The 21,054-nt window shown below is 54.0% G+C and carries 18 protein-coding genes and 2 tRNA genes; 14 read left to right on the top strand and 6 right to left on the bottom strand.

Going from position 1 to position 21,054, the window contains the following annotated elements:
• Window positions 1–10: 10 nt before the first annotated feature.
• The 6 genes from BUA93_RS10500 to BUA93_RS10525 all read left to right on the top strand — a co-directional run bounded on the left by BUA93_RS10500 (window position 11) and on the right by BUA93_RS10525 (window position 6,257).
• A complete protein-coding gene (locus tag BUA93_RS10500; RefSeq protein ID WP_072979175.1) occupies window positions 11–1,033 on the top strand; it encodes a rod shape-determining protein in 1,023 nt (340 codons plus the stop codon).
• Between the two features lie 14 nt (window positions 1,034–1,047).
• A complete protein-coding gene (gene mreC, locus BUA93_RS10505; RefSeq protein ID WP_072979177.1) occupies window positions 1,048–1,875 on the top strand; it encodes a rod shape-determining protein MreC in 828 nt (275 codons plus the stop codon).
• Entirely contained in the window at window positions 1,868–2,359 is a 492-nt protein-coding gene (gene mreD / locus BUA93_RS10510) for a rod shape-determining protein MreD (RefSeq protein ID WP_072979179.1), read from the top strand. The genes mreC and mreD overlap by 8 nt, the downstream gene beginning before the upstream one ends.
• Complete coding sequence (mrdA, locus tag BUA93_RS10515; protein WP_072979181.1) at window positions 2,352–4,211, top strand: penicillin-binding protein 2; 1,860 nt, start codon at window positions 2,352–2,354, stop codon at window positions 4,209–4,211. The genes mreD and mrdA overlap by 8 nt, the downstream gene beginning before the upstream one ends.
• Window positions 4,208–5,461, top strand: coding sequence for a rod shape-determining protein RodA (rodA, locus tag BUA93_RS10520; protein ID WP_072979183.1), 1,254 nt, complete (start codon window positions 4,208–4,210; stop codon window positions 5,459–5,461). The genes mrdA and rodA overlap by 4 nt, the downstream gene beginning before the upstream one ends.
• A gap of 85 nt (window positions 5,462–5,546) precedes the next feature.
• A complete protein-coding gene (locus tag BUA93_RS10525) occupies window positions 5,547–6,257 on the top strand; it encodes a ComF family protein (RefSeq protein WP_072979185.1) in 711 nt (236 codons plus the stop codon).
• A gap of 85 nt (window positions 6,258–6,342) precedes the next feature.
• On the opposite strand, the gene BUA93_RS10530 is transcribed toward BUA93_RS10525, so the two are convergent.
• A tRNA-Ser gene (locus BUA93_RS10530) sits at window positions 6,343–6,423 on the bottom strand.
• 152 nt (window positions 6,424–6,575) lie between these two features.
• Between BUA93_RS10530 and BUA93_RS10535 the strand changes: the two genes are divergently transcribed.
• Complete coding sequence (locus BUA93_RS10535; protein ID WP_254793940.1) at window positions 6,576–7,622, top strand: HD domain-containing phosphohydrolase; 1,047 nt, start codon at window positions 6,576–6,578, stop codon at window positions 7,620–7,622.
• A 91-nt stretch (window positions 7,623–7,713) separates the two neighbouring features.
• On the opposite strand, the gene BUA93_RS10540 is transcribed toward BUA93_RS10535, so the two are convergent.
• Window positions 7,714–7,786 (bottom strand) — tRNA-Phe (locus BUA93_RS10540).
• A gap of 169 nt (window positions 7,787–7,955) precedes the next feature.
• Here BUA93_RS10540 and BUA93_RS10545 point away from each other — a divergent pair.
• The 5 genes from BUA93_RS10545 (at window position 7,956) to BUA93_RS10565 (ending at window position 13,041) form a co-directional block, all read left to right on the top strand.
• A complete protein-coding gene (locus BUA93_RS10545; RefSeq protein WP_072979533.1) occupies window positions 7,956–10,481 on the top strand; it encodes a CotH kinase family protein in 2,526 nt (841 codons plus the stop codon).
• Between the two features lie 71 nt (window positions 10,482–10,552).
• Window positions 10,553–11,233 carry a ubiquinone/menaquinone biosynthesis methyltransferase gene (locus tag BUA93_RS10550; protein ID WP_072979188.1) on the top strand — a complete coding sequence of 227 codons (681 nt, stop codon included), beginning with the start codon at window positions 10,553–10,555 and terminating at the stop codon, window positions 11,231–11,233.
• Entirely contained in the window at window positions 11,230–11,844 is a 615-nt protein-coding gene (locus BUA93_RS10555) for a UbiX family flavin prenyltransferase (protein ID WP_072979190.1), read from the top strand. The genes BUA93_RS10550 and BUA93_RS10555 overlap by 4 nt, the downstream gene beginning before the upstream one ends.
• A gap of 65 nt (window positions 11,845–11,909) precedes the next feature.
• Window positions 11,910–12,821 carry a UbiA-like polyprenyltransferase gene (locus BUA93_RS10560; RefSeq protein ID WP_254793941.1) on the top strand — a complete coding sequence of 304 codons (912 nt, stop codon included), beginning with the start codon at window positions 11,910–11,912 and terminating at the stop codon, window positions 12,819–12,821.
• Complete coding sequence (locus tag BUA93_RS10565; protein WP_072979193.1) at window positions 12,808–13,041, top strand: hypothetical protein; 234 nt, start codon at window positions 12,808–12,810, stop codon at window positions 13,039–13,041. The genes BUA93_RS10560 and BUA93_RS10565 overlap by 14 nt, the downstream gene beginning before the upstream one ends.
• A gap of 331 nt (window positions 13,042–13,372) precedes the next feature.
• Here the strand turns inward: BUA93_RS10565 and BUA93_RS10570 are convergent, their stop codons facing one another.
• From BUA93_RS10570 to mltG, 4 genes are all read right to left on the bottom strand, one after another.
• Complete coding sequence (locus BUA93_RS10570) at window positions 13,373–14,272, bottom strand: biotin--[acetyl-CoA-carboxylase] ligase (RefSeq protein ID WP_072979195.1); 900 nt, start codon at window positions 14,270–14,272, stop codon at window positions 13,373–13,375.
• A gap of 2 nt (window positions 14,273–14,274) precedes the next feature.
• The gene (locus BUA93_RS10575) at window positions 14,275–14,700 is read right to left on the bottom strand and encodes a hypothetical protein (protein ID WP_072979535.1); all 426 of its coding nucleotides are present in this window, start codon (window positions 14,698–14,700) and stop codon (window positions 14,275–14,277) included.
• A gap of 95 nt (window positions 14,701–14,795) precedes the next feature.
• Window positions 14,796–16,127 (bottom strand): MATE family efflux transporter, encoded by a 1,332-nt coding sequence (locus BUA93_RS10580; RefSeq protein ID WP_072979197.1) that lies wholly within the window; start codon window positions 16,125–16,127, stop codon window positions 14,796–14,798.
• 635 nt (window positions 16,128–16,762) lie between these two features.
• Entirely contained in the window at window positions 16,763–17,770 is a 1,008-nt protein-coding gene (gene mltG, locus BUA93_RS10585; RefSeq protein WP_083597349.1) for an endolytic transglycosylase MltG, read from the bottom strand.
• A gap of 98 nt (window positions 17,771–17,868) precedes the next feature.
• On the opposite strand from mltG, the gene BUA93_RS10590 reads away from it, so the two are divergent.
• Both BUA93_RS10590 and BUA93_RS10595 read left to right on the top strand, forming a co-directional pair.
• Window positions 17,869–18,306: a hypothetical protein gene (locus BUA93_RS10590; protein ID WP_072979199.1), complete on the top strand. Its 438-nt coding sequence runs from the start codon at window positions 17,869–17,871 to the stop codon at window positions 18,304–18,306.
• Between the two features lie 177 nt (window positions 18,307–18,483).
• Window positions 18,484–21,015 (top strand): cellulase family glycosylhydrolase, encoded by a 2,532-nt coding sequence (locus BUA93_RS10595; RefSeq protein ID WP_072979200.1) that lies wholly within the window; start codon window positions 18,484–18,486, stop codon window positions 21,013–21,015.
• The last annotated feature ends 39 nt before the right edge of the window (window positions 21,016–21,054 follow it).

Consider the following 21,054-nt stretch of genomic DNA (forward strand, 5'->3'; position numbering starts at 1 on the left):
GGATAGGATTTTGTTCGGCCTCTTTTCTTGCGATATCGGGATTGACCTTGGCACGGCGAATACGTTGGTTCATGTGGCGGGTCAGGGAATTGTCATCAACGAACCTACGGTGATTGCTGTGGACAGCAAGAACAACCGTGTCTCCGCTATCGGTTTCGAGGCGAAGAAGATGCTTGGCCGCACACCCGGCGAAAGCCGCGCGGTACGCCCGATGCGCGACGGCGTGATTGCCGATTTCGAACTGGTCGAGACTCTTTTGCAGACCTTTATCAAGCGCGTGCAGAAGTACCCACTGTGGATGGTGAAACCCCGTGTAGTGGTGGGTGTTCCGTCCGGAATTACCGAAGTGGAAAAGCGCGCCGTGATCGATGCCGCGAAGCAGGCCGGTGCCAAGGAAGTCCACCTGGTGCACGAACCGATGGCTGCCGCGATTGGCATGGGCATTCCTGTCGAAGACCCTGTGGGTAATATGGTCGTGGATATTGGCGGCGGTACGTCTGACATCGCCGTAATCGCCTTGAACGGAACTGTCTGCAACGCCTCTGTGCGCGTGGGCGGCGACGAAATGGACGAGGCGATTGTGCGTTACCTGCGCACGATGTACAACCTCTGCGTGGGTGAAAGCACCGCCGAGCAGATCAAGATCCAGATCGGTTCTGCAAGCCCGCTCGAAGAAGAACTGAGCATGGAAGTGAAGGGCCACGACTTTATTGCCGGAATGCCCCGTACCATGACCATCAACAGTGCCGAAATCCGCGAAGCCCTGAACGAGCCGGTGACCGCCATTATCGAAGCGGTGAAGCAGGCCTTGAGCATTACGCCTCCGGAACTTTCTGCCGATATTTACGACAAGGGCATCATCATGACGGGTGGCGGTTCTCAGCTGCGCGGTTTCGATGAACGCATCCGCAAGGAAACGGGACTCTCGGTGAACGTGATCGACGAAGCGCTGACTTGCGTCTGTAAGGGTGCTGCTCGCGTCCTGGAAGACCTTGACAAGTATCGTCCTGTTCTGATTGCATCTTCGAACTAATTTGAAAGCGCTCGATGTTTAGGGCTTTCCGCTTTATAGTCGACTTGTTTTCGCAAAGGCACGGTATCGTAGCCTTTGTCTTTTTCTTGGTGCTTGGTCTTTTGATGCGGCAGTCGCCGGAACCGGTGCGCGAAAGCATCGTTACGACGGCTCTATCCACGATATATTATCCTGCCCAGAGGATTGTCTCGGCGGTAGGACATTACAAGTCGATTGCGCTTGAAAACGAGCAACTGAAAGAGGAAAATGCGCGCCTGAGGCAAGAAACGTACCATGCTCGCGAAGGCTTGCAGGAACTCGCCCGACTGCATACGCTGGTCCGGTTTGATGACAAGTGGGATTATCCGATTGTGACGTCCCGCGTGGTGGGGCATAACCCGGGAAGGTTCCTTACGACGATGGTCATCAACCGCGGTACGGAACACGGGGTGCACGAGAATATGCCCGTATTTTCGATGAACGGCCTTGTCGGTAAGGTGTCCAAGGCGACGCTGAACCATTCGCGCGTTCAGCTCCTGGTCGATCCCAACCTTAAGTTGTCTGTAATGGACCGCAAGACCCGCGTGGTGGGCTTCCTGGAATCGATGGATGGAGTCCGCTTGACGGCGATGGTTCCGACCCATGCAGGGATTCGTCCGGGCGATACCCTGATTACGTCTGGACTTGGCGGAATTTTCCCGAAGGGAATCCCGGTGGGAACGGTGAAGGATGTCCGTAAGTCCGATTTGGACGTGATGCGTCAGATGGATGTTGAACCTTTCCAGGACTTTACGACTTTGGAAGAAGTCTTTGTCATGGAAAAGGAACCTGACTGGATTGTGAAGGAGCTGCTCGATGAGTAACTTGAAGTGGCTCAAGGTTCTTATTTTGTTCGTGATCGTCTTTGCGTTGCAGATGACGGTTGCGGACTGGCTGAGTTTTTTTGACATCGGTCCTGATTTCGTAATTATCTTTATTGTGGCGGTTGCCATCAGGATGGGCCCTGCTGCGGGTTGCTTCTGGGGCTTTGTCGCGGGTTTTACGCAGGACGTGTACGCGCCCGTGGAGTGGCTGGGCGCTCATTCCATTTCAATGACGGTGCTCGGTTTTGCCGTGGGGCAACTTGAAGAAAGGTTCCTTTCGCTGAACCTGCCTGCAAAGGTGGGGGTTCTCGGACTCGGCTTTTTTGTCTGCGATATGATTTATTTCTTGGTGACCGGTCTTGGCAAGGATGTCGTGACCAACCTGTTTTTGACCAAGACCCTGCCCGAATGCCTTTATACCATGCTGATTGGCGGAATATTCTTCTACCTGGATATAGGGAAGAAAAAGAAGAAGCATGCTTAAGGGAATGTCTGAAAACGAGGTCCTGCAGAACAGGAACTGGAACGTGCTCATCTACATGGCGGGAGTTGTAATTCTGTTTGCAATCCTCCTGATGCGCCTGTTCTCGTTACAGTATACCCATTACGACGAAAACCTGCAACGCTCGGAAAACAACCGAATCCGCAAGGTGGTGCTTGTGGCCGAACGCGGCTATATTTACGACCGCAACGGCGAGGTACTGGTTCGCAACCGACCTTCTTACCAGATTGCCCTGATGTCGATGAACATGCCGCGCAAGAAGGCGGATCGTGATTCGCTGTTCAATCGGTTGCTCCGGATCAAGGATGTATCGGGAGAAAGGCTTTTTGATTCCCTGTCGCTGGATACGGCCTTTCAGCGTTCCCGCTGGATAAAGAACCGGCCGATTCGTATGCTGGAAGACGCTTCGGCGGAACAGGTGGCGGTAATCGAGGAACGTTCCGAAGAATTGCCGGGCGTGGTAACGGTTATCGAGTCTCGTCGCGACTACCCCTACGGAACGCTTGCCTCGCATGCGCTAGGCTATACCAGCGAAATTTCGGAAGAGCAGCTGAAGTTGCCTGAATACGACGGTTATACGCAAGGTGACCGCATTGGCCAGAAGGGGCTGGAACAATTCTACGACAAGGAATTCCGCGGGAAGAACGGGATGAAGCTCGTGGAAGTGAACGCCTCGGGACGCGAGGTGGGAACGGTGGACGGCGTGGATGGAAACGCCCCGGTTCCTGGACTTCGCCTGGTTTCGACGATTGACCTTCGCTTGCAGAAGGTGGCCGAGGAGGCCATTCCCGATTTGGCGAAGGGGGCGCTCGTGGCGATTGACCCGCGAAACGGGGAAATCCTTGCGATGGTCTCTTCGCCGCGCCTGGACCCGAATATATTTTCTCTCAAGAAACGTGAACGCAACAAGGGCTGGGCGCACGTGGCGCTGGATTCGATGCGTCCGCTTACGAACCGAGCCATTTCGGGAACTTATCCGCCGGCATCTATTTTTAAACTGGTGACGGCGGGCGCTGGCCTCGAGAACGGAATCCTTACGGAAAACAAGTATTACCCGAAGCCCTGTACGGGTGGCTACCAGTACGGGGCGCGCTACCAGAAGTGCTGGGGAACGCACGGCAACTTGAACGTGGTGAATGCGATTCGCCTGAGTTGCGACGTGTTCTTCTACCAGGCGGGACTCGATATCGACATGACTCGCATCAATGAGTTCGGCCGTCGCTTCGGCCTGGGCGAAAAACCGCTCGGGATCGATATCCCTGGCGAAAAGGCGGGGTGGCTCCCCGATTCGGCTTCGTTTAACCAGAGAAACAAGCGTCTGGGATGGCGCTGGGCCCGCGGCCTTATCCTGAATCTGTCGATCGGCCAGGGACAGATCGTGACCCCGTTGCAGCAGGCGACCCTTATCGGTTCGCTTGCCACGGGAAAGGGCGTTTATAGGCCGCACTTCATGAAGGAGCTGCGTGACAGCCAGGGAAATGTCGTGCGCCGTTACGAACCTGAAATTGTGCGTCCGGGAAACATGAAGGAATATACGCACCGCATCTTGCTTGCGGCGATGGACTCGGTGGTGAACCATCCGGGCGGAACGGGAAAGCGCGGCGCTCTCCCGAATGTGCGCGTGGGCGCGAAGACGGGTTCCGGCGAATGGAAGAAGGGTGAAAAGACGCACGCGTGGTATGCGGCGGTAGCGCCGCTCTATGACCCCGAAATCGCCGTGGCGGTAATCATGGAAGCGGCGGGCGGCGGCGGTGCCGTATCGGGACCTATTGCGAAAAAGGTGATGCAGGCCTACTTCGAGAACAAGGAAAAGGATGAGGAGGGCGAAAAGTGATCTCCGGACGATTCCTGGACCAGTCGCTGAAATTCGACTGGCTGTTCATCTTGCTTACGGCGGCGCTTATGTGCTGCGGCGTGACGCTCGTGTATTCAGCGACCATCGCCGAGGATATTTCCGTTTTTGAAATGTTCTGGTTCAAGCAGATCGTCTACTTCGTGTTCGGTAGCTTTTTTGCGGTTGCGCTAGTCTTTGTAAGGATTGACTGGTTGAAAAGGGCTGCGTTGCCGTTGTATTGTATCTCGCTTATCTTGCTTTGCGTGGTCCTGTTCATTGCGGGCGATGTCGTGAAGGGGGCGGGCCGCTGGATTGACCTCGGCATTTTCAAGCTGCAACCGTCCGAGTTCGCAAAGATCGCCTACCTGCTGACGATTTCCTACTGGCTTTCGAAACATCCCGTTAGCTTGTTCAAGATGAAGACTTTCGTGGTCCCTTTCATGCTGTTTATCGTACCTTTCGCGTTGGTCCTTAAGCAACCCGATCTGAGTACGGCGTTGGTCTTTATTGCGGTCACGATGGTGGGGTTCTTCTTTGCGGGGCTCACGCTGACGGATATGTTCCTGATCGTGAGTCCGGTGCTTTCGGTGCTGTTCTCGCATTCGCAGGCGATTGGCTTCGAGGTTCTGTGGGGGCTCCTGATTTGCGTCGTGGTGTTCGCCCTGGTGCGTAGAAGGCTTCCGAAGGTGCTGACGGGAATTATTCTGCTGGCAAATATCCTGGCGGGGTATGCGAGCAGCATGGCGTGGAATATGCTGGAACCGCACCAGCAGAAACGCGTGAACACCTTCCTGGATCCGATGAGTGACCCGTTGGGGGATGGCTATCAGGTGCTGCAGTCGCTGACGGCGATCGGTTCGGGAGGCCTGACCGGTAAAGGTTTTGGCAACGGAACGCAGACGAATCTCGCCTTTTTGCCCGAGGAACATACGGACTTTATTTTCAGCGTGCTGGGTGAACAGTTCGGCTTTGCCGGATGCGCCTTTGTCCTGTGCCTGTACGCGCTGTTCCTGTGGCGTGCGACCTCCATTTGCAAGCAGTCTTCGGATTCGTTCGTGACGCTCATGGTCATGGGCGCGTCTACGATTTTCCTGTTCCATATCCTGGTGAACATCGCGATGACTATCGGACTTATGCCCGTGACGGGACTTCCGCTCCCGTTCCTGTCGTATGGCGGCTCTTTTGCGTTGACTTGCATGGTGCTGGTCGGATTTTTGCTGTGCCTGCGTTACCAGGCGCGCCGTCGGTAATTTTAGTCGGTAAATTTTCTCAATTTTTCCGTTTCGTGCGTGTATAGAAGAGAGGGACATTTTTTGTCCCGAGGAGGTCTCTTCTGTGAAATTCATTCGGAATGTGGAAAATTTTGTGTTCGGCGCGGAATGCCTTGGCTGCGGCCAGGCGTCGGGATATCTGGATCCGTGGCTGTGTCCCGATTGTGCCGAAAAGCTGAATCGCGAATCCAAGGCGGTCGTATCCCCTGGACCCGATGCGTATAGCCTCTTCCCGATGCGGCCCCTGACGCGCCGTCTGGTGCATGCGCTCAAGTACAAGGGAATATCGGGGGTGGCGACCTACCTGGTTCGACATTCGTCGGTTGTCGGCGGGACGATGGGGGCGGAACTGGCCCTTTTGCCGAGGCCGCTCCACTTTGTTCCCGTGCCACTGCATAGGGCGAGATTCAGGGAACGCGGCTACAACCAGGCCGAGATGATCGCTTCGGCGCTCGCCGTGGTGACGGGAGGCAAGGTATGCAAGTGGCTTCGCCGTAGGAGCTTCGTGGTTTCGCAGACCAAGTTGTCGAAAGAGGAGCGCGAGCGCAATGTGGCGTTTGCATTCGAGGCGCGGCTCCCGCGGAATTTGCCCGGACGGGGAACTGTGGTGGTGGTCGACGACGTGTTTACGACGGGGGCGACGACGGCGGCCTGCCTTGACGCTTTCGGACGGGATTTCCCCTTGCCGCTCAAGGTCTGTACATTGTTGTACGACGAGCCTGCGTCGGTCGTGGCGGACTATGCGGAGGACTGCCAGATGGAATGGGATGTTTGAGTCATCCTGGAGCGTAGCGACGGGATCCAGGGATGATATAAGAAGCCGACGAAAATAAGAAAAGCTCCCTAGAGGGAGCTTCTAGCGGAGGAAGAGGGACTCGAACCCCCAAGCCTTACGGCGGCGGTTTTCAAGACCGCTGACTTACCAATTAGCCTATTCCTCCAGGGTTTCCCAAGGATAGAAAATTTAGGGCTTTTCTGTCAACTCAAGTTGGAAAAACCTATAAGTTTATCTAGATTTTACATTGTTATGACGGAGTTTGATCAAAGACAGGCTGTAGAGTCACAGAAAATTCTGGACCTATTGTTCTCTTACATGCCCAAGATTGCAGCCGAACGCAAGATGGACAACTTGCTGGTGCTGATGGCCGATTTGGGACGATCCATTGTGTCGGCTGATCGCTGCTCCCTGTGGCTGATCGATGAAGACAGTGGCGAGCTGTGGACCAAGGTGGCCCATGGCGTAAGCGAACTCCGTATTCCGCGCGATGCAGGTTTTGTCGGTTATTCCGTGAGGACGGCGGAACCCCTCTTGATCGAGGACGCTTACAAGGATCCCAGGTTTGATCACCGTAGCGACGAAAAGACGCATTACCGTACGACATCCGTGATGACTGTGCCCCTGCTGAATTCCATGGGGCGCGTGATGGGTGTGTTCCAGGCTATCAACAAGCAGGGCGATGCGGCGGTATTTTCGACGCAGGACCTGGAACGCCTGGCGCTCACTGCCGTGTATTCTGCGAAGACGGTCGAATCGGCGATGCTGAATGCCGAACTGGAAGCGACCCAGCGGGAAATTATCCATATCTTGGGTGAAGTTTCCGAATACCGTAGTCAGGAGACGGGCGACCACATCCAGCGCGTTGCCGAAATTTCCTACATGTTGGCGAAGTTCTTGAAGATGCCTGCCGAAGAAGTGGAACGCATCCGTCTGGCGGCTCCGATGCACGACCTGGGCAAGGTGGGCATTCCCGACGCGATCCTCAACAAGCCGGGGCGCTTTACCGACGACGAATACGCCGTCATGAAGACTCACTCCGAAATCGGCTACAAGATGCTCAGCAATTCCAAGCGCAAATTGCTTCGCTTTGCGGCCTCCATTGCGCGTTCGCACCATGAGCGTTGGGACGGCAAGGGGTATCCGTTCGGTCTTGCGGGCGAGGCAATTCCCCTGGCGGGTCGCATCTGTGCCGTGGCGGATGTCCTGGACGCCTTGTCGAGTCCCCGTTGCTACAAGCAGCCTTGGCCTGAAGAAAAAGTCAAGGCTGAATTCCAGAAACAGCGCGGCGGACAGTTCCAACCGGAACTGGTGGACGTGCTCATCGACCACTGGGACGAAATTTACGGACTCTATCGTCATTAATCCCTGAAAGTCCCCGATAGAATCGGGGATTTTGCTTTTCTGGAATGTAATAAAAAAGAAAAAGACCTCGATGAATCGAGGTCCTTTTTCGTGGCACCGGTCAGAATTGAACTGACGACACGCGGATTTTCAGTCCGCTGCTCTACCAACTGAGCTACAGCGCCGACTTGGTAGGCCAAATATAGCACATCGTGTGACGCTTGTCAAGGGTAAATAGAATATTACTGATTTTTTTTCCTTTTTCCTCAATAATCTTCTAAATTTACTTCTTGGGTGTCCAGGAATAAGACTTCGGAAATCGGGATTTTCCGAGAAAATTTTATAGGTGGCTTTGTGTACTTATTCAAAAAAGTGAATGGCTTTGCTGTAATAGCGGGTCTCGGTTTGGCTTTCGCAGGACTGATTGCATGCTCTGAGGATACGATATCTTCGGATAGGGAGAAGGATCAGTTGCCCGTAAAGATTGAAACGACGACGGTGGTGGATTCGAACGGGAATACCATTACGAGGATTGATACCATTTCCTCGCAAATCGATTCGTCAAGGACGATTGACCCGGTTACGGGAGATACGGTATATAAGTATGATACGCTTTATGTCCCTGCGGACACGACTGTCCAGTGGAAAGGCAATTCCGCCTTGGTGATTACCGAAATTTCTCCGGTGAACCTGGACTGGCTCGATGAAAACGGTGACGATCCGGGTTGGATTGAAATTTACAATGCGGGAAACGTGGCCGCAAACCTCAAGGGTTATTCCCTTGTCGAAAATTTGGATAAGCCGCGCAAGTGGGTGTTCGGTGACGAACTGATCGCTCCGAAGTCCTTCCGCACGGTATTCTGCGACAAGAACGACGTGAAGGCCGCGGCGGCCGATAATGGGACTGAATTGCATCAGCGTACCCATACCAACTGGAAACTGGAAAAGAAGGGCGGCTCAGTCTACCTGATCGATCCGTATTTCGCTATTCGCGACTCGGTGAACTATCCGGAACTTTCTTCGGGGATGAGCTGGGGCATTGTGGATGGCGGCGAGTGGAGGTTCTTTGAAAAGCCGACTCCGGAGCAGCCGAATACGGCAAGTACGGCATACGAAGGCGTTGCTCCCAAGTTTAACTTTAGCGGAAACCAGGGTGGTTTCTACAATGACAAGGTTGTCTTGAATGCTCCGACGGGCCTTCCGGAAGGAATGAAGGTGCGCTGCACCCAGGATGGATCCGCTCCGACCGAAAGCTCTCCCGAATTCAATAGCGAACTGGTCATTGACCATACGATGGTTTTGCGTTGTGCCGCGTTCAAGCAGGGCCTCTTGACCAAGGATGTGGTGACGAATACGTACTTTATCGGCGAGACGGTGAATATGCCTGTGGTAGCGGTGACCGTGGACCCGAGCTTCTTCGTGAAATACTACAAGAAGACGAACGGTGGCGAACCCGATATGAAGCATGACCAGATGTATGCTCCGAATGAATCCTACCCGAACGACTCGGGCGAAATGGCTGCCCATGTGGAATATTTTGAAAACGGTTCCAAGAGTACGGACAAGGCCTGGGAAGCCGAGGCCGGTATTTCCCTGATGGGTGGCTGGAGCCGTATGGAACGCAAGAAGTCTCTCGCCGTCGTGATGCGCGAGGAATATGGGGGAACCTGGTTGCATTATCCTTTGTTCGAAACCCGCAAGGGTGTGAACGACAAGTACAAGGGCTTCAACCTACGTAACAACGGCAACCGCTTTGTGAGTGACTATTTTGCCGATGCCGTAGGGGGCGCCATTCTTGAAGGAAGCGGCGTGGATTACCAGCGTAGCCGTCAGGTGGTGGTGTTCTATAACGGAACATACTACGGCATTCACGATATGCGTGAACGCTACAACAAGAACTTTGTAGAAACGAATTACGGAATCGACGCTTCGTCGGTTACGTTCATTAAGCACCTGGGTAAAGAAATTGAGGCGAGCAACGGTTCTATTGACGAATATGTTGCAATGCTGGAATATGCCGCAGCAAATGATTTTAGTACAAATGACGAAGCGTACGCCTATATGGCATCGCTGATGGATATGGGAAATTTCGCCCGCTATATGCTTGCCGAAATGTATATTCATAATGGCGACTGGCCGAACAACAACGTTCGTATCTGGAGGGCTCCGGAATCGCCTCTTTGGAAGTTCATGGTCTATGATCTTGACCATGGCTTTGACTGGGAATGGGGCGTGACTGGTTTTGGCTCGTCCACGAATATGTTTAAGTGGGCCAAGCAGGGTGGCCGCACGGATGGCAGCTGCTACACGAGTAGTGACAATGAGTTTGTTGGTGGCAAGGAACATTGCTTCCATGTCCTTTATGCTCGTCTGATCAAGAATCCCAAGTTCAAGAGTCTGTTCCTCAACAATGCCGCCGTAATGCTCGAGTCCTACCTGAATGCAGGCAACATTAGGGAAAAGGCGAAGTTCCTTGCGGGCATGCTGAATTCCGAAGATGTTGCCAGGGATATGGATGTAGAAGCCTATAAGGAAAGAAGAAGCCAGTATAACCACAGCTTCGATGCGAATGGTGAAAGGCTCGGCCCCTGGGCCGAAGAACGTGACACCAAGTTCCTGTCCGAAATCCAGAGCGAGTTCGGCGTGAGCGGCCTGGTTTCTGTCACTATTGCCGCTAATGGCAATGGCTCAATCCTGATGGACGGCATGAAACTTCCGAGCACGAGTTACAAGGGCAAGTTCTTTGCCGGGAACACGATGGAACTGACGGCTCTGCCTGCTGCCGGCGCCGTATTCGCGGGCTGGTCCGATGGTGTTGCGGATTTGACCCGTACTGTAACGATTGCAGACGGCTTGTCGATTCAGGCTAATTTCAAGTAATAGCGCTTTGTAAGCATTTGAAAAGGAGTGCGTGGTATTGAACCGCACTCCTTTTTTCTAAATTTGGCGCCATGAAAAGCCCCGTACGCAAGATGTTTGACGCAATCGCGGCCCGTTATGATTTTCTGAATCATACGCTGAGCTGCTTTCAGGATATCCTGTGGCGCCGCAGTTGTTGTCGCGAACTGAAACGGATGCGCCCGGGGAAACGCCTGCTGGACCTTTGCGGTGGAACGGGCGACTTTGCGGCTACTTACGAGAAATTTAATGGAACGCCCGACGTGGCCGTGCTCGGGGATTTTTCGTTCGGAATGCTGAAGGGGGCTAGGGGCAAAAAGACCGTTGCCGTTCCCGTGCAGCTCGATGCGATGAAGATGCCCTTTGGGGATGCCTCTTTCGATGTAATCTTGAACGGATTTGGCATGCGCAACTTGCCCGATGCGGAATCGGGGCTCAAGGAATCGGCGAGAGTGCTTTGCGGTGGCGGTTACCTGCAGGTGCTCGAATTTTTCTCACCGCGCAATGCTTTCAACAAGTTTTTCTACAGAAGACTCGCACCGCTTTTCATTCCGGTGCTGGGGGCTTTTTTTAGCAAGCGGGAGGCTTACGAATATCTGGTGAATTCGGTGCTCCGTTTCTTGCCGGTTGCGGATTTTGTCGCCTTGGCGGAATCGAACGGCTTTGAACTGGTGCATGTGAAGCCTTGCTTTTTCGGGGTTGCTTACCGCGTATTGTTGAGGAGACGGTCATGAGCCGATATATTTTGGGGGTGACGGGTGCAAGTGGCGCTATCTACGCTGTTCGCACCGCGATGCATTTGAAACGACTGGGGCATCACGTGACGGCCCTGGTGACTCCGCCGGGGAAAGGGGTGCTGCGTTACGAGGAACAGAACTGCCTGTTCGATTATGTGGATGCGCAGCCGGACGTGAATGATTTCTTTGCGGAATGTGCAAGCGGCAGTGCCGATTATGCAGGAATGGTCGTGGTGCCCTGCTCCATGGGAACGCTTGGGCGCATTGCGGCGGGAACGTCGGACAACCTGCTGATCCGTGCCGCGGATGTGTGCCTCAAGGAACGCCGCCCGCTCATCGTGGTGCCGCGCGAGACGCCCTACAACATGATTCACCTGGACAACATGATGCGCCTGACGCGTATGGGCGGTGTCGTGATTCCTGCTTCGCCGCATTTTTACGATCGCCCGAAGACGATAGAAGATGCGGTGGATACGGTGGTGGCTAAAATCCTGATGCACCTGAAGGCGTTCCCCGAAGAGAATGATGTCGTCAAACCGTGGAAGGGAACTTCGCTGCTGAAGGTGCTTTCGAAATCCACGGGTAGGGCGAAAGGGAAGAAGAAATAAAAAAATCGTCCTGGCCCCTCGAAGGGGGTGGAATCCTGTGCAGGACACCCTCCCGTCGGGCGAGAATGACTGATAATCTAGGTATGCTGAAGAAGATTTTAGAATTTGGTCATATGGTGCGCTTTAGCCATTCGCTTTTCGCGATGCCTTTTGCGATTGGTTCCATGTGGGTGGCGGCTGATGGTTTCCGCGGAATGAGTGTCGCGGAGACTGCGCGGATTGTCCTGCTGATTGTCGGCTGTATGGTGACCGCTCGCAACAGCGCGATGAGTTTCAACCGCATTGCCGATGCCGATATCGATGCCAAGAATCCGCGTACGGCGAAACGCCACCTGCCTGCGGGGCGTCTGAGCAAGAAATCCGTGGTGGCATTCCTTGCCGTGAACGGGGTGCTGTTCGTTGCCTTTGCCGCGCTGCTGCAACCGCTTGCGGGTCTGCTTGCATTGCCGGTGTGGCTATTGCTGCTTTCTTATTCTTACTGGAAAAGGTTCAGCTGGCTTTGCCACTGGTTCTTGGGTTTTGCCATCGGCATGAGTCCGCTCGGAGCCTGGATTGCAATTCGCGGAGAATTTGCCGTGTTCCCGATTTTCCTGCTTGTGATTCTGATGCTCTGGATGGGTGGCTTTGACATCATTTACGCGACCCAGGACGAGGAAATCGACCGCGCCATGGGACTTCATTCGGTGCCCGCCCGTTTTGGCCGCAAGCGCGCTCTGCAGATAGCTTTCTGGAGCCATGTCGCGATGCTTGCATTGTGCGTGGCGTTTGGCGTGTTCTGGGGAATGGGCGCTGCCTGGTGGGTGGTAACCGGCTTGATGACTGCCGCCATTCTCTATATTCACCTGTTCCGTAAATCCGACGACCTTGACGCCATGAACCGCGATTTCTTCTTGGCGAATGTCGCTATCAGCGTGCTCGTGATGGCGGGACTCATCGTGTGGATTTGCATGGGAGGCGATGTCAATGCCCTTTACTAATGGCCCTTTCAAGAAACCCTTTTCTATCGAAGACAAAATCAAGATGTTCGACCGCATGGGCGCTACCGCTGCCGTGATTGCGCTTGTACTCATTATGCTGATAGAATCGGGCTATGCAGGCGAATACAAGAACCTCGCCGATATGGGTCTTACCGCGATGATCGTGGTACTGGCAGTTTCGCTCGCCGGCAGTCTTTTTTATAAGACGCGAAAAAAATAGCGGAATACCTATAAAGGTTGGTTTCCCACCGTGTTTTATAGGTGCGTTATGCGAGTTTTTTGTGGAGTGTACCTATAATTAGGCCTGCGGCAGTATTGTTATAGGTACAATGTTTTGTTTTTGCAGACAAATTAATCATATTCTTTGCTAAAATCTTTCCGAAAAATACCTATAAGTTGTGCGAAATTGTGTTTTTTATAGGTCGAGCCGATCGTTGTTTCTCTTATATGGCTTCTTTTAACGAGTGCTTTGTACCTATAAGAAAACTTTTTCCTTTTTTTTATAGGTACGTTTCAAAAAAATGGGATTGAATTTCCGTGATTCACGGTTGTTAGATTTCCAGGTCGGCGCTATATACGGTTTCGACCGTTCCGTCGTCGCATTTGAATAGCAGGCTTCCGTCGTCTTGCATGTCGAGGATGGAGCCTGTTTTTTTGATGGCGCCTTCGCCGCTGTCGCGGTTCTGGTCGGTGCAATGGTTGTTGACGACAATCGTCCCGCGGGCGCCGATAAACTGGTCCATGCGCTTCCACGCGGCAACCCACGGGCGGATGCCGAAGGCGCGGAACTGCCCGACGGCACGTTCAAGGTTCGCAACAAGCATTTGCAGTAGCTTTTCGCGGTTGATGCGTTGGCCGCAGATATCCTTGAGGGTCGTGACGCTGCGGCCCAGGTGCGCGTAGTCGCCGGGGGAACTGTTCACGTTGATTCCCACGCCCATGCTGATGGCGGGTATGTTTTTTGCCGCGGTTGAATACTGCGCACCGTCCGATTCCCTCTTTTTGATATAAACTAATTCGGCGAGTATCCCGCAGAATTTGTGCTTTCCGCAAAGGATATCGTTGGGCCACTTGACGGAAACTTTCCCGATATTCGGGTTACCTAGCCCCTGGGCGTGGGCGTCGTCCTGAAGCCCCTTGAAAATTTCTGCGAAAGTAAGTGCTGCCACTTGTGTAATTTGTGGTGCCGAGGCGAGCGGGATTCCGTCTAGCGGAATCAGGATGTTGAAGTAGAGGTTGAGGCCGGCAGGGGAGTCCCAGGTGCGATCATGGCGGCCGCGGCCTGCCGTCTGCTTGTCGGCGACCATCAAGGTTCCAGGGGCAATTTCTCCGGCTGCGGCGCGGGCCTTCATTAGACTGTGGGTGCTTTCGAGACTGTCGAACAGAAAGGCGGGGGCGTTTCCGAAACCGCCAAGATGCCAGTCGCAGAATGGTCGTTCGGGGCTGAACACGGCTACTCGTCTTTTTTCTGGTCTTCAATCATCTTTAGGGCTTCTTCGGGGAAGATGGCGAAGTATTCCTTCTTCTTGTCTTCGAAGAGCTGCAACAGGCGCTCCTGCTCGAACTGCTCGCGGTCGATGTTCTGCATAAAGAATTCGTCGCGGGCGAAGTCGCGGGTGGTCATCATCTTCTTGATATCCTCGGAGAGGTCCACCTCGTCCCAGAGGATGTAGTAGGAGCCGATGATGCCGTCGGCGAAGATGTCCACGTTCAAGGTGACGGCGTTGTTCTTGGTCGAATCGACCAGTTCCACCTTGGTGTCGCGTTTTTCGGGGCGGAACACTTCTGCGTCGTTGATGGGTTTGTCCAGGTCCTGGGCCCAGCAGAAAGCCGCTGCGCCAAGCAAGAACATCGCCTTATGTTTGAACGGGAATGACATACCCATAATATACAATGAAAAAGCCCCAAATAAAAGGGGCTTGCAAAAAAGCGTGACGGAAAGAGACTTAAAAGTCAAATTTGCGGTGTTTGCGCTTAGACGACCCCGTATTCTTTCCACTTGCCGCCGCGCCAACGGATGTAGTTGACGATGGAACGGTAGAATTCGTCGGCGGCCATGCCGAGCCAGATGCCTACAAGTCCAAGGTGCAGGCCGAAAGCGAGCAGGAGGGCGGTGCCGAGGCCACAGGTCCACATCATGGCGGAACCCACGATGGCGGGAAACTTGGAGTCGCCCGAGGCGCGGAGCGCCGAGGTGATGACCATGTTCGCGGCCTTGAACGGTTGCAGGATGACGTCGCACCAGAGGCAGTACCTGCCGAGGCGAATGATTTCGGGATCGCTTGTGTAGAATGAAAGGAGTTGTTCTCCGAGGAGCGCCACGATGATGGCGACGATAAGTCCGCTTGCGCTGCCCGCAATGAGGCTCTGGTGAAGCCTGCGGTTCGCCTTGTCGAAGTCGTGCGCGCCTACAAGGTGGGCGACCAGGATCTGGTTCCCGCAGCTGAGGCCGACACTCAGGATAACGGCGAGCATGGCGAAATTTGCACTGAAAATGCGAGCCGTCATGGCGACGATTCCCAGATGCACCACGATGGCGGTAAGTACTACCTGGAATATCTGGAAGCTCACCGGTTCGACCGCGGCAGGAAAACCGATGCGGATCCAGTCGGGCAGAATCACGCGCGAGCGCTTGAAGTCAGTGCTGCGGATTTTATGGTGAACCTTGAATCGTAGGATAAAGTATAGGATTGTCGAGGAGATAAGCCACGAAAGCATCGTGGCGAGTGCCACGCCCTTGACGCCCATCTGCGGAAAACCGAGGTAGCCATTCAAGAAGACCACGTTCATCGCGGCGTTCGAAATGATGGTGACGATGTTGCCGAGCAGGTTCCAGGTGGTAAGCCCGTGGGTGGCGATGAGAGCCGTGAGTGTCGATTGCAGGGCGCGGAAGGCGAAACCGATGGCGACGATGTGCAGAAAGTCGCGGGCGTGGTGGGCGGCTTCGCCGGTAAGTCCCATCCAGGCGACGATTTGATTGGCAAGCGGGATGACGATCAGTGTAATGGCAATGCCGAGTAGAAGGCTTCCGAGCAGCACCATGGTCTGGGTGGTGCCCGCTTGCCTGGGGCGTTCGGCGCCGATAAACTGCGAGGCGATGCTCGCCCCTGCCTGGGCGAAAGCCTGGATGGCCATGAAGAGGGCGCCCAGGACGGGCATGAGTGCCCCCACGCCCGCCGCCGCTGTTTCTGACGTCCGCGACAGAAACCAGCTGTCCATCATCGGCTGGCACGTGGCGATACCGAAGGTAATAAAGAGCGGCCACGAAAGGCTCAATAAGGAACGGTCCTTGACTTGCACCTGCATACGCCGCCAATTTTAGAAATGCCCCCAGCAAAAAGCTAGAGGCGAAAAGAATACTTTTTGTATACAGGTGTGTGCAGTTCTTAAATCATCCCCGACCGTCAGGGGGGGGGCAATGACGCGTAATCCCGTGGATCCCGTTCGTCACGTTGTGACTCCAGGATGACGTATGTGGTTGAGTCATCCTCGACCGTCGGAGAGGGTCCAATGAAGCATCATCCCGTGGATCCCGTTCGTCACGCGGTGATTCCAGGATGACGTATGTGGTTGAGTCATCCTCAATCGTCGGGGAGGGGCCAATGAAACTTCATCCCATGGATCCCGTTCGTCACGCGGTGACTCCAGGATGACGTATGTGGTTGAGTCATCCTCAATCGTCGGGGAGGGTCCAAAGAAACATCATCCCGTGGATCCCGTTCGTCACGTTGTGACTCCAGGATGACGTATGTGGTTGAGTCATCCTCGATTGTCGGGGAGGGTCCAATGAAGCATCATCCCGTGGATCCCGTTCGTCACGTTGTGACTCCAGGATGACGTATGTGGCGGAGTCATCCTCGACCAACGGGGAGGCCGGATAGCACTTGGCAACTTGTTGCCTTAGTGCGCATGGTCCCCGAATGGGGAAGATCCAGTGCCTGCTATTCTCCTCTGTTCTTTGCGGCGACGTCCTTGTACCTGTTGTGGTCGGAGAGGTTGGAGCTAAAGAAATGCGTCATGCTCCCGTCGTCTTTTGCAACAAAGTAAAGTGCCTCGGTTTTGGCGGGGAATAGCGCCGCTTCGATTGCCTTGCGGCCCGGATTCGAAATGGGCCCCGGCATGAGTCCCTTGAATTTGCGCGTGTTGTAGGGGCTGTTGCTGTTCAACTGGCTCTTGTAAATAGGGCCGGTCAAGTTCTTGAAAATGAACCGCACCGTGGGGTCGGCCCCGAGCGGCATCCCGATGCGGAGTCGGTTGTGGAACACGCCTGCAATCAGCGGGCGTTCTTCGGGAATTCCCGTTTCTTCTTCCACGACGCTTGCTAGGGTGAGCACCTTGTGCCAGCTGCCGAGCGTATTCCACATGGAACCGGGCTTCTTCTGCATTTCGTCGCGAACCTTCAGGTTGGCGGCCACCATCTGTTTCAAGATGGTTTCTTCGTCGGCGTCAATCGGGAAGGGATAGGTGTCGGGCAGCAGGTAGCCTTCGAGTGAATTCGCCTCGATTCCGAGCGAACGGGCGAACTTCGGGTCCTGGACGAGCTTGTTCCAGCGGTCCGCATTCAGGTCAGGGTAGGCTTTTTGCAGGTAGGCGGGGATTTCCCAGGAGGCGCGCCCTTCGGGGATGGTGACGCGGCGAACGGCGACTTTCCCCGATTCGATAATCGAGAGCACCTGCGGCAGCGTAAGCCCTGCGGGAATTTCGAACCAGCCGGCCTTGAGGCTCGGGTTCAGTTTCTTTACGGTCAACCGGAAGGCGAGGTCGTCGGTCCACACTCCGTTCTGCTTCAGGACCTGGAAAACTTTGGCGGGAGAGCTGCCTTTGGGGATTTCCAGGAGCACTGTTTGGGTGTTTTTCGCCTGTTCGCCCATCCTGGACTTGAGGTTAAGGGCCAAAAAAGTGCCCAAAAGTGCCAAAACGAGGGTCAAAATAAGTAAAATCTTCTTCATATCGCAAAAATTTAAAAGAAATTCTAACGGAAGTCAAAAATAAAAGGTATATTCCTACTTGCATTGTCAAGTTTTTTAACCTGTTTCTGAGGAAAGATATGAAAAAGGTGCTTTTAATTGCTCTTGCCCTGATGGTTAGCTTCTCTTTCGCAGCCGGCAAGAAAGTCAAATCCAAGCTGGGCGACGTGGACCTGACCAAGGAAAAGGACGGCGGTTCTGTCGTCTGTACGGCAGGCTTCAACGACGAACTGACAATCCTTAAGGACGGCGATACCGACGTGCTCGTGAAGGGTCCTTGCGGACAGGGCTGGGTTCAGAAGTCCAAGATTGAATACGTTGCACAGGCCGCGGGCGACAAGTCCATGAAACTCGACCAGGTGGACGTGGTGGGCTGGCTCGATAACCCGAGCGCCGTGTTCGTGTTGGAAAACGACGATATCGACCTCGACGGTGTGAACATCGACCGTGACTTCAAGGAATACCTGCAGCACACGATGGACCGCGAACAGATGGAAATGCACAACAACGAAAACTAGTTCGCTGCGTTACATTGCGCTTTCGAAACGCCTGGCTTTCCGCCGGGCTTTTTTCGTTCTCTCCGTCCCGTGTACACTCGTGTACGGTTAAGATTTTTTTTGTGTTTTTTATCACGTGGAAAAAGCCCCTCTTTTAACTAAATTTGTTCCCGGAGATTGGTGAAAAAAAGAGGATGTATGAAAATTTCAAACAGCATTAAAGTTTTTGGCCTGGGCGTTCTCGCTGCGGGTCTTCTTTCCACTTCTTTTGCCGCGAACCGCGTAGGTCCGGTGAGCCAGTACGGTCAGTTGCAGGCTGGAAAAAACATAGACGGCAAGGGCCAGATTTATGGAGCCTGCAAGGGTGTTACCGATGGAGCCGAAGTCCAGGTGAAGGGCATGAGCCTCTACTGGAGTTCGGGAGATGCTGCCGCGACGGATTATTATTCCGAAGCGGCCATCGACAACTTGGTCAGTTCCATGAATATCCAGATTGTCCGCTTTGTCATGGGCATTAGCGAATCCTGGGACAATAACCGTGGATACCTGTCTGGCGGCGCAGATCGACAGAAAACTTACCTGAATACCGTGGTGAATGCGGCCGTGAAGAATGATATTTATGTCATTATCGACTGGCATTCTCATCAGGCCGAGAACCAGACTTCCAGCGCCGTTGAATTCTTCGAATGGGCTGCAAAGACCTACGGCGGCTACGACAACGTGATTTTTGAAGTGTATAACGAGCCTATCGGTTCTTGGGGTGAAGGAGCCGCATCTAGTTATTGGCCGACCATCAAGAACTATGCGGAATCCGTAATCGCAGCAATCCGTAAGCATTCCGATAACCTGGTTGTTGTGGGAACTCCTTACTATGACCAGTATCCTTCGGTTGCTATAACGAATGCGATTAACGACAAGAATGTGGCGTACACGTTCCACTATTATGCGGCTTCTCATTCCACGGGTAACGAAGGTGCAAACGCTGTAAGGGCCATGAATGGCGGCTTGTCCGTGTTCGTGACGGAATGGGGTACCGGTACTGCAGATGGCGCCGGCTCTGTTAATCAGGGAGTCAATGATTCCTGGCAGACCTGGATGAACACCCACAAGCTTTCTTGGGCGAACTGGTCCGCATCGCATATTGGCGAAGGCTCGGCTGCGTTTGAAGGTGGAAGCTCTGCAACGAATTTCGTCTATACCTCGTCGGGTAAGCTGGTCAAGGGGTACCTGGCAGGCAACCCGACCACTTATACGGCTTGCTCCGGCACACCGGTTTCTAGCAGCTCTATCGCCAGTTCCTCCAGTGCGCTTCCTTCCGGTTATACCGATTACATCGATGACCTGGAAGATGGCGACAACTATACCTTTACCGGTGGCGAATGGTACGCCTATACTGATGACGGCGACCTGGGTGCTTCCACGATTACAAACGGCGAAGGAGCTCGCGGCGGCTACAATGTCGTTATCGCAGGTTCCAAGGCAGGAAACTCCACCAAGTATGTGGCGGGTATTACCGGTATCAACCTTTCCCAGGGCGATAACTTGTATGATCCTTATGTTGCTTTGGGACTTGCCTTGAACGAAACCCAGACGGCCTATGATCTTTCTGCCTGCACGCAGATTTCCTATAGGTATAAGGGAGCGGCTCACAACTTCAAGGCGGAAGATACTGACGTTTTGGATTACGCATTCCATCAGATTGAAAAGGCTGCTGCATCCGACTGGACCACGGCGACTATCTCGTGGGGCGCGCTTATGCAACCTTCTTGGACGGACGACGATGTGACGATTTCCAAGAAACGTATCAACAAGTTCACGTGGGAAGTCAAGGGTGTTGCAGAAACGACGACCCAGCCGAAGTACAACTACCTCTATGTAGATGACGTGCGTTGCTCTGGCTGGGCCATTCAGCCGGTTCCCTCTCCGGTTTCCAGCAGCTCGTCTGCAAAGTCCTCTTCGAGTGTAGCCTCTAGCAGTTCCGCGAAATCTTCGTCTAGTGTCGCAAGCAGTTCTTCTGCGAAGTCCAGCTCCAGTATCGCCTCTAGCAGCTCCGCAAAGAGCTGCAGCTCTGTGGCATCTTCTAGCTCCGCGAAGTCTTCGTCTAGTGTCGCTTCTTCCAGCTCCGTACGTTCTAGCTCCAGCGCAAAGTCCTCGAGCAGTGCGGCGACGCAGGTGGTTGTCGTCGGTGACCTCGAACAGACGGTGGCTCAGGGCGGTCAGTTTGAAACGGTGACCTTCAAGAACGTGCAGACATTCAATCGTAACACCTGGAATCTCCACTTCTTCAACATTAAACAGTCCGGTAGCGAAGTGACTGTTGCGGGCTCGGTTCCGGATTATATCCAGGCTGGCGACCATACCGAAACGCTGACAATTAACAATACGCAGTTCGAAATCAAGCTGACGGTGACCGCTGCGGCAAGCAGTTCTTCTGCCTCGGTCGAAAACACGTCTAGCAGCTCGGTTGAAGGATCTTCTTCGAGCGAATCGACGACCGTTGTAAATGTCTTTGAGGTGAATCCGCTCAAGGTGTCCATGACGGGCCGTATGCTGCAGGTTTCCGGTGCCGAAAGGGCCTCCGTCGATGTGTTCGATATGCAGGGTAGCCCGGTGGCAAGCTTCAAGCAGGTGACCGGTTCCGTGAACCTCGAAAATCTCCGTCAAGGCAACTACATCGTGCGCGTTCGCTCCGGTTCTATGAACCTGACGCGTCGCATCGCGATAAAGTAAAAATTGGCATCTGTCAAGAAAATTCTCGGCTGCCCAGCC

Origin of the sequence: Fibrobacter sp. UWH4 (assembly GCF_900142475.1) — a bacterium.
In the GTDB taxonomy this organism is placed as follows: Bacteria; Fibrobacterota; Fibrobacteria; order Fibrobacterales; family Fibrobacteraceae; genus Fibrobacter.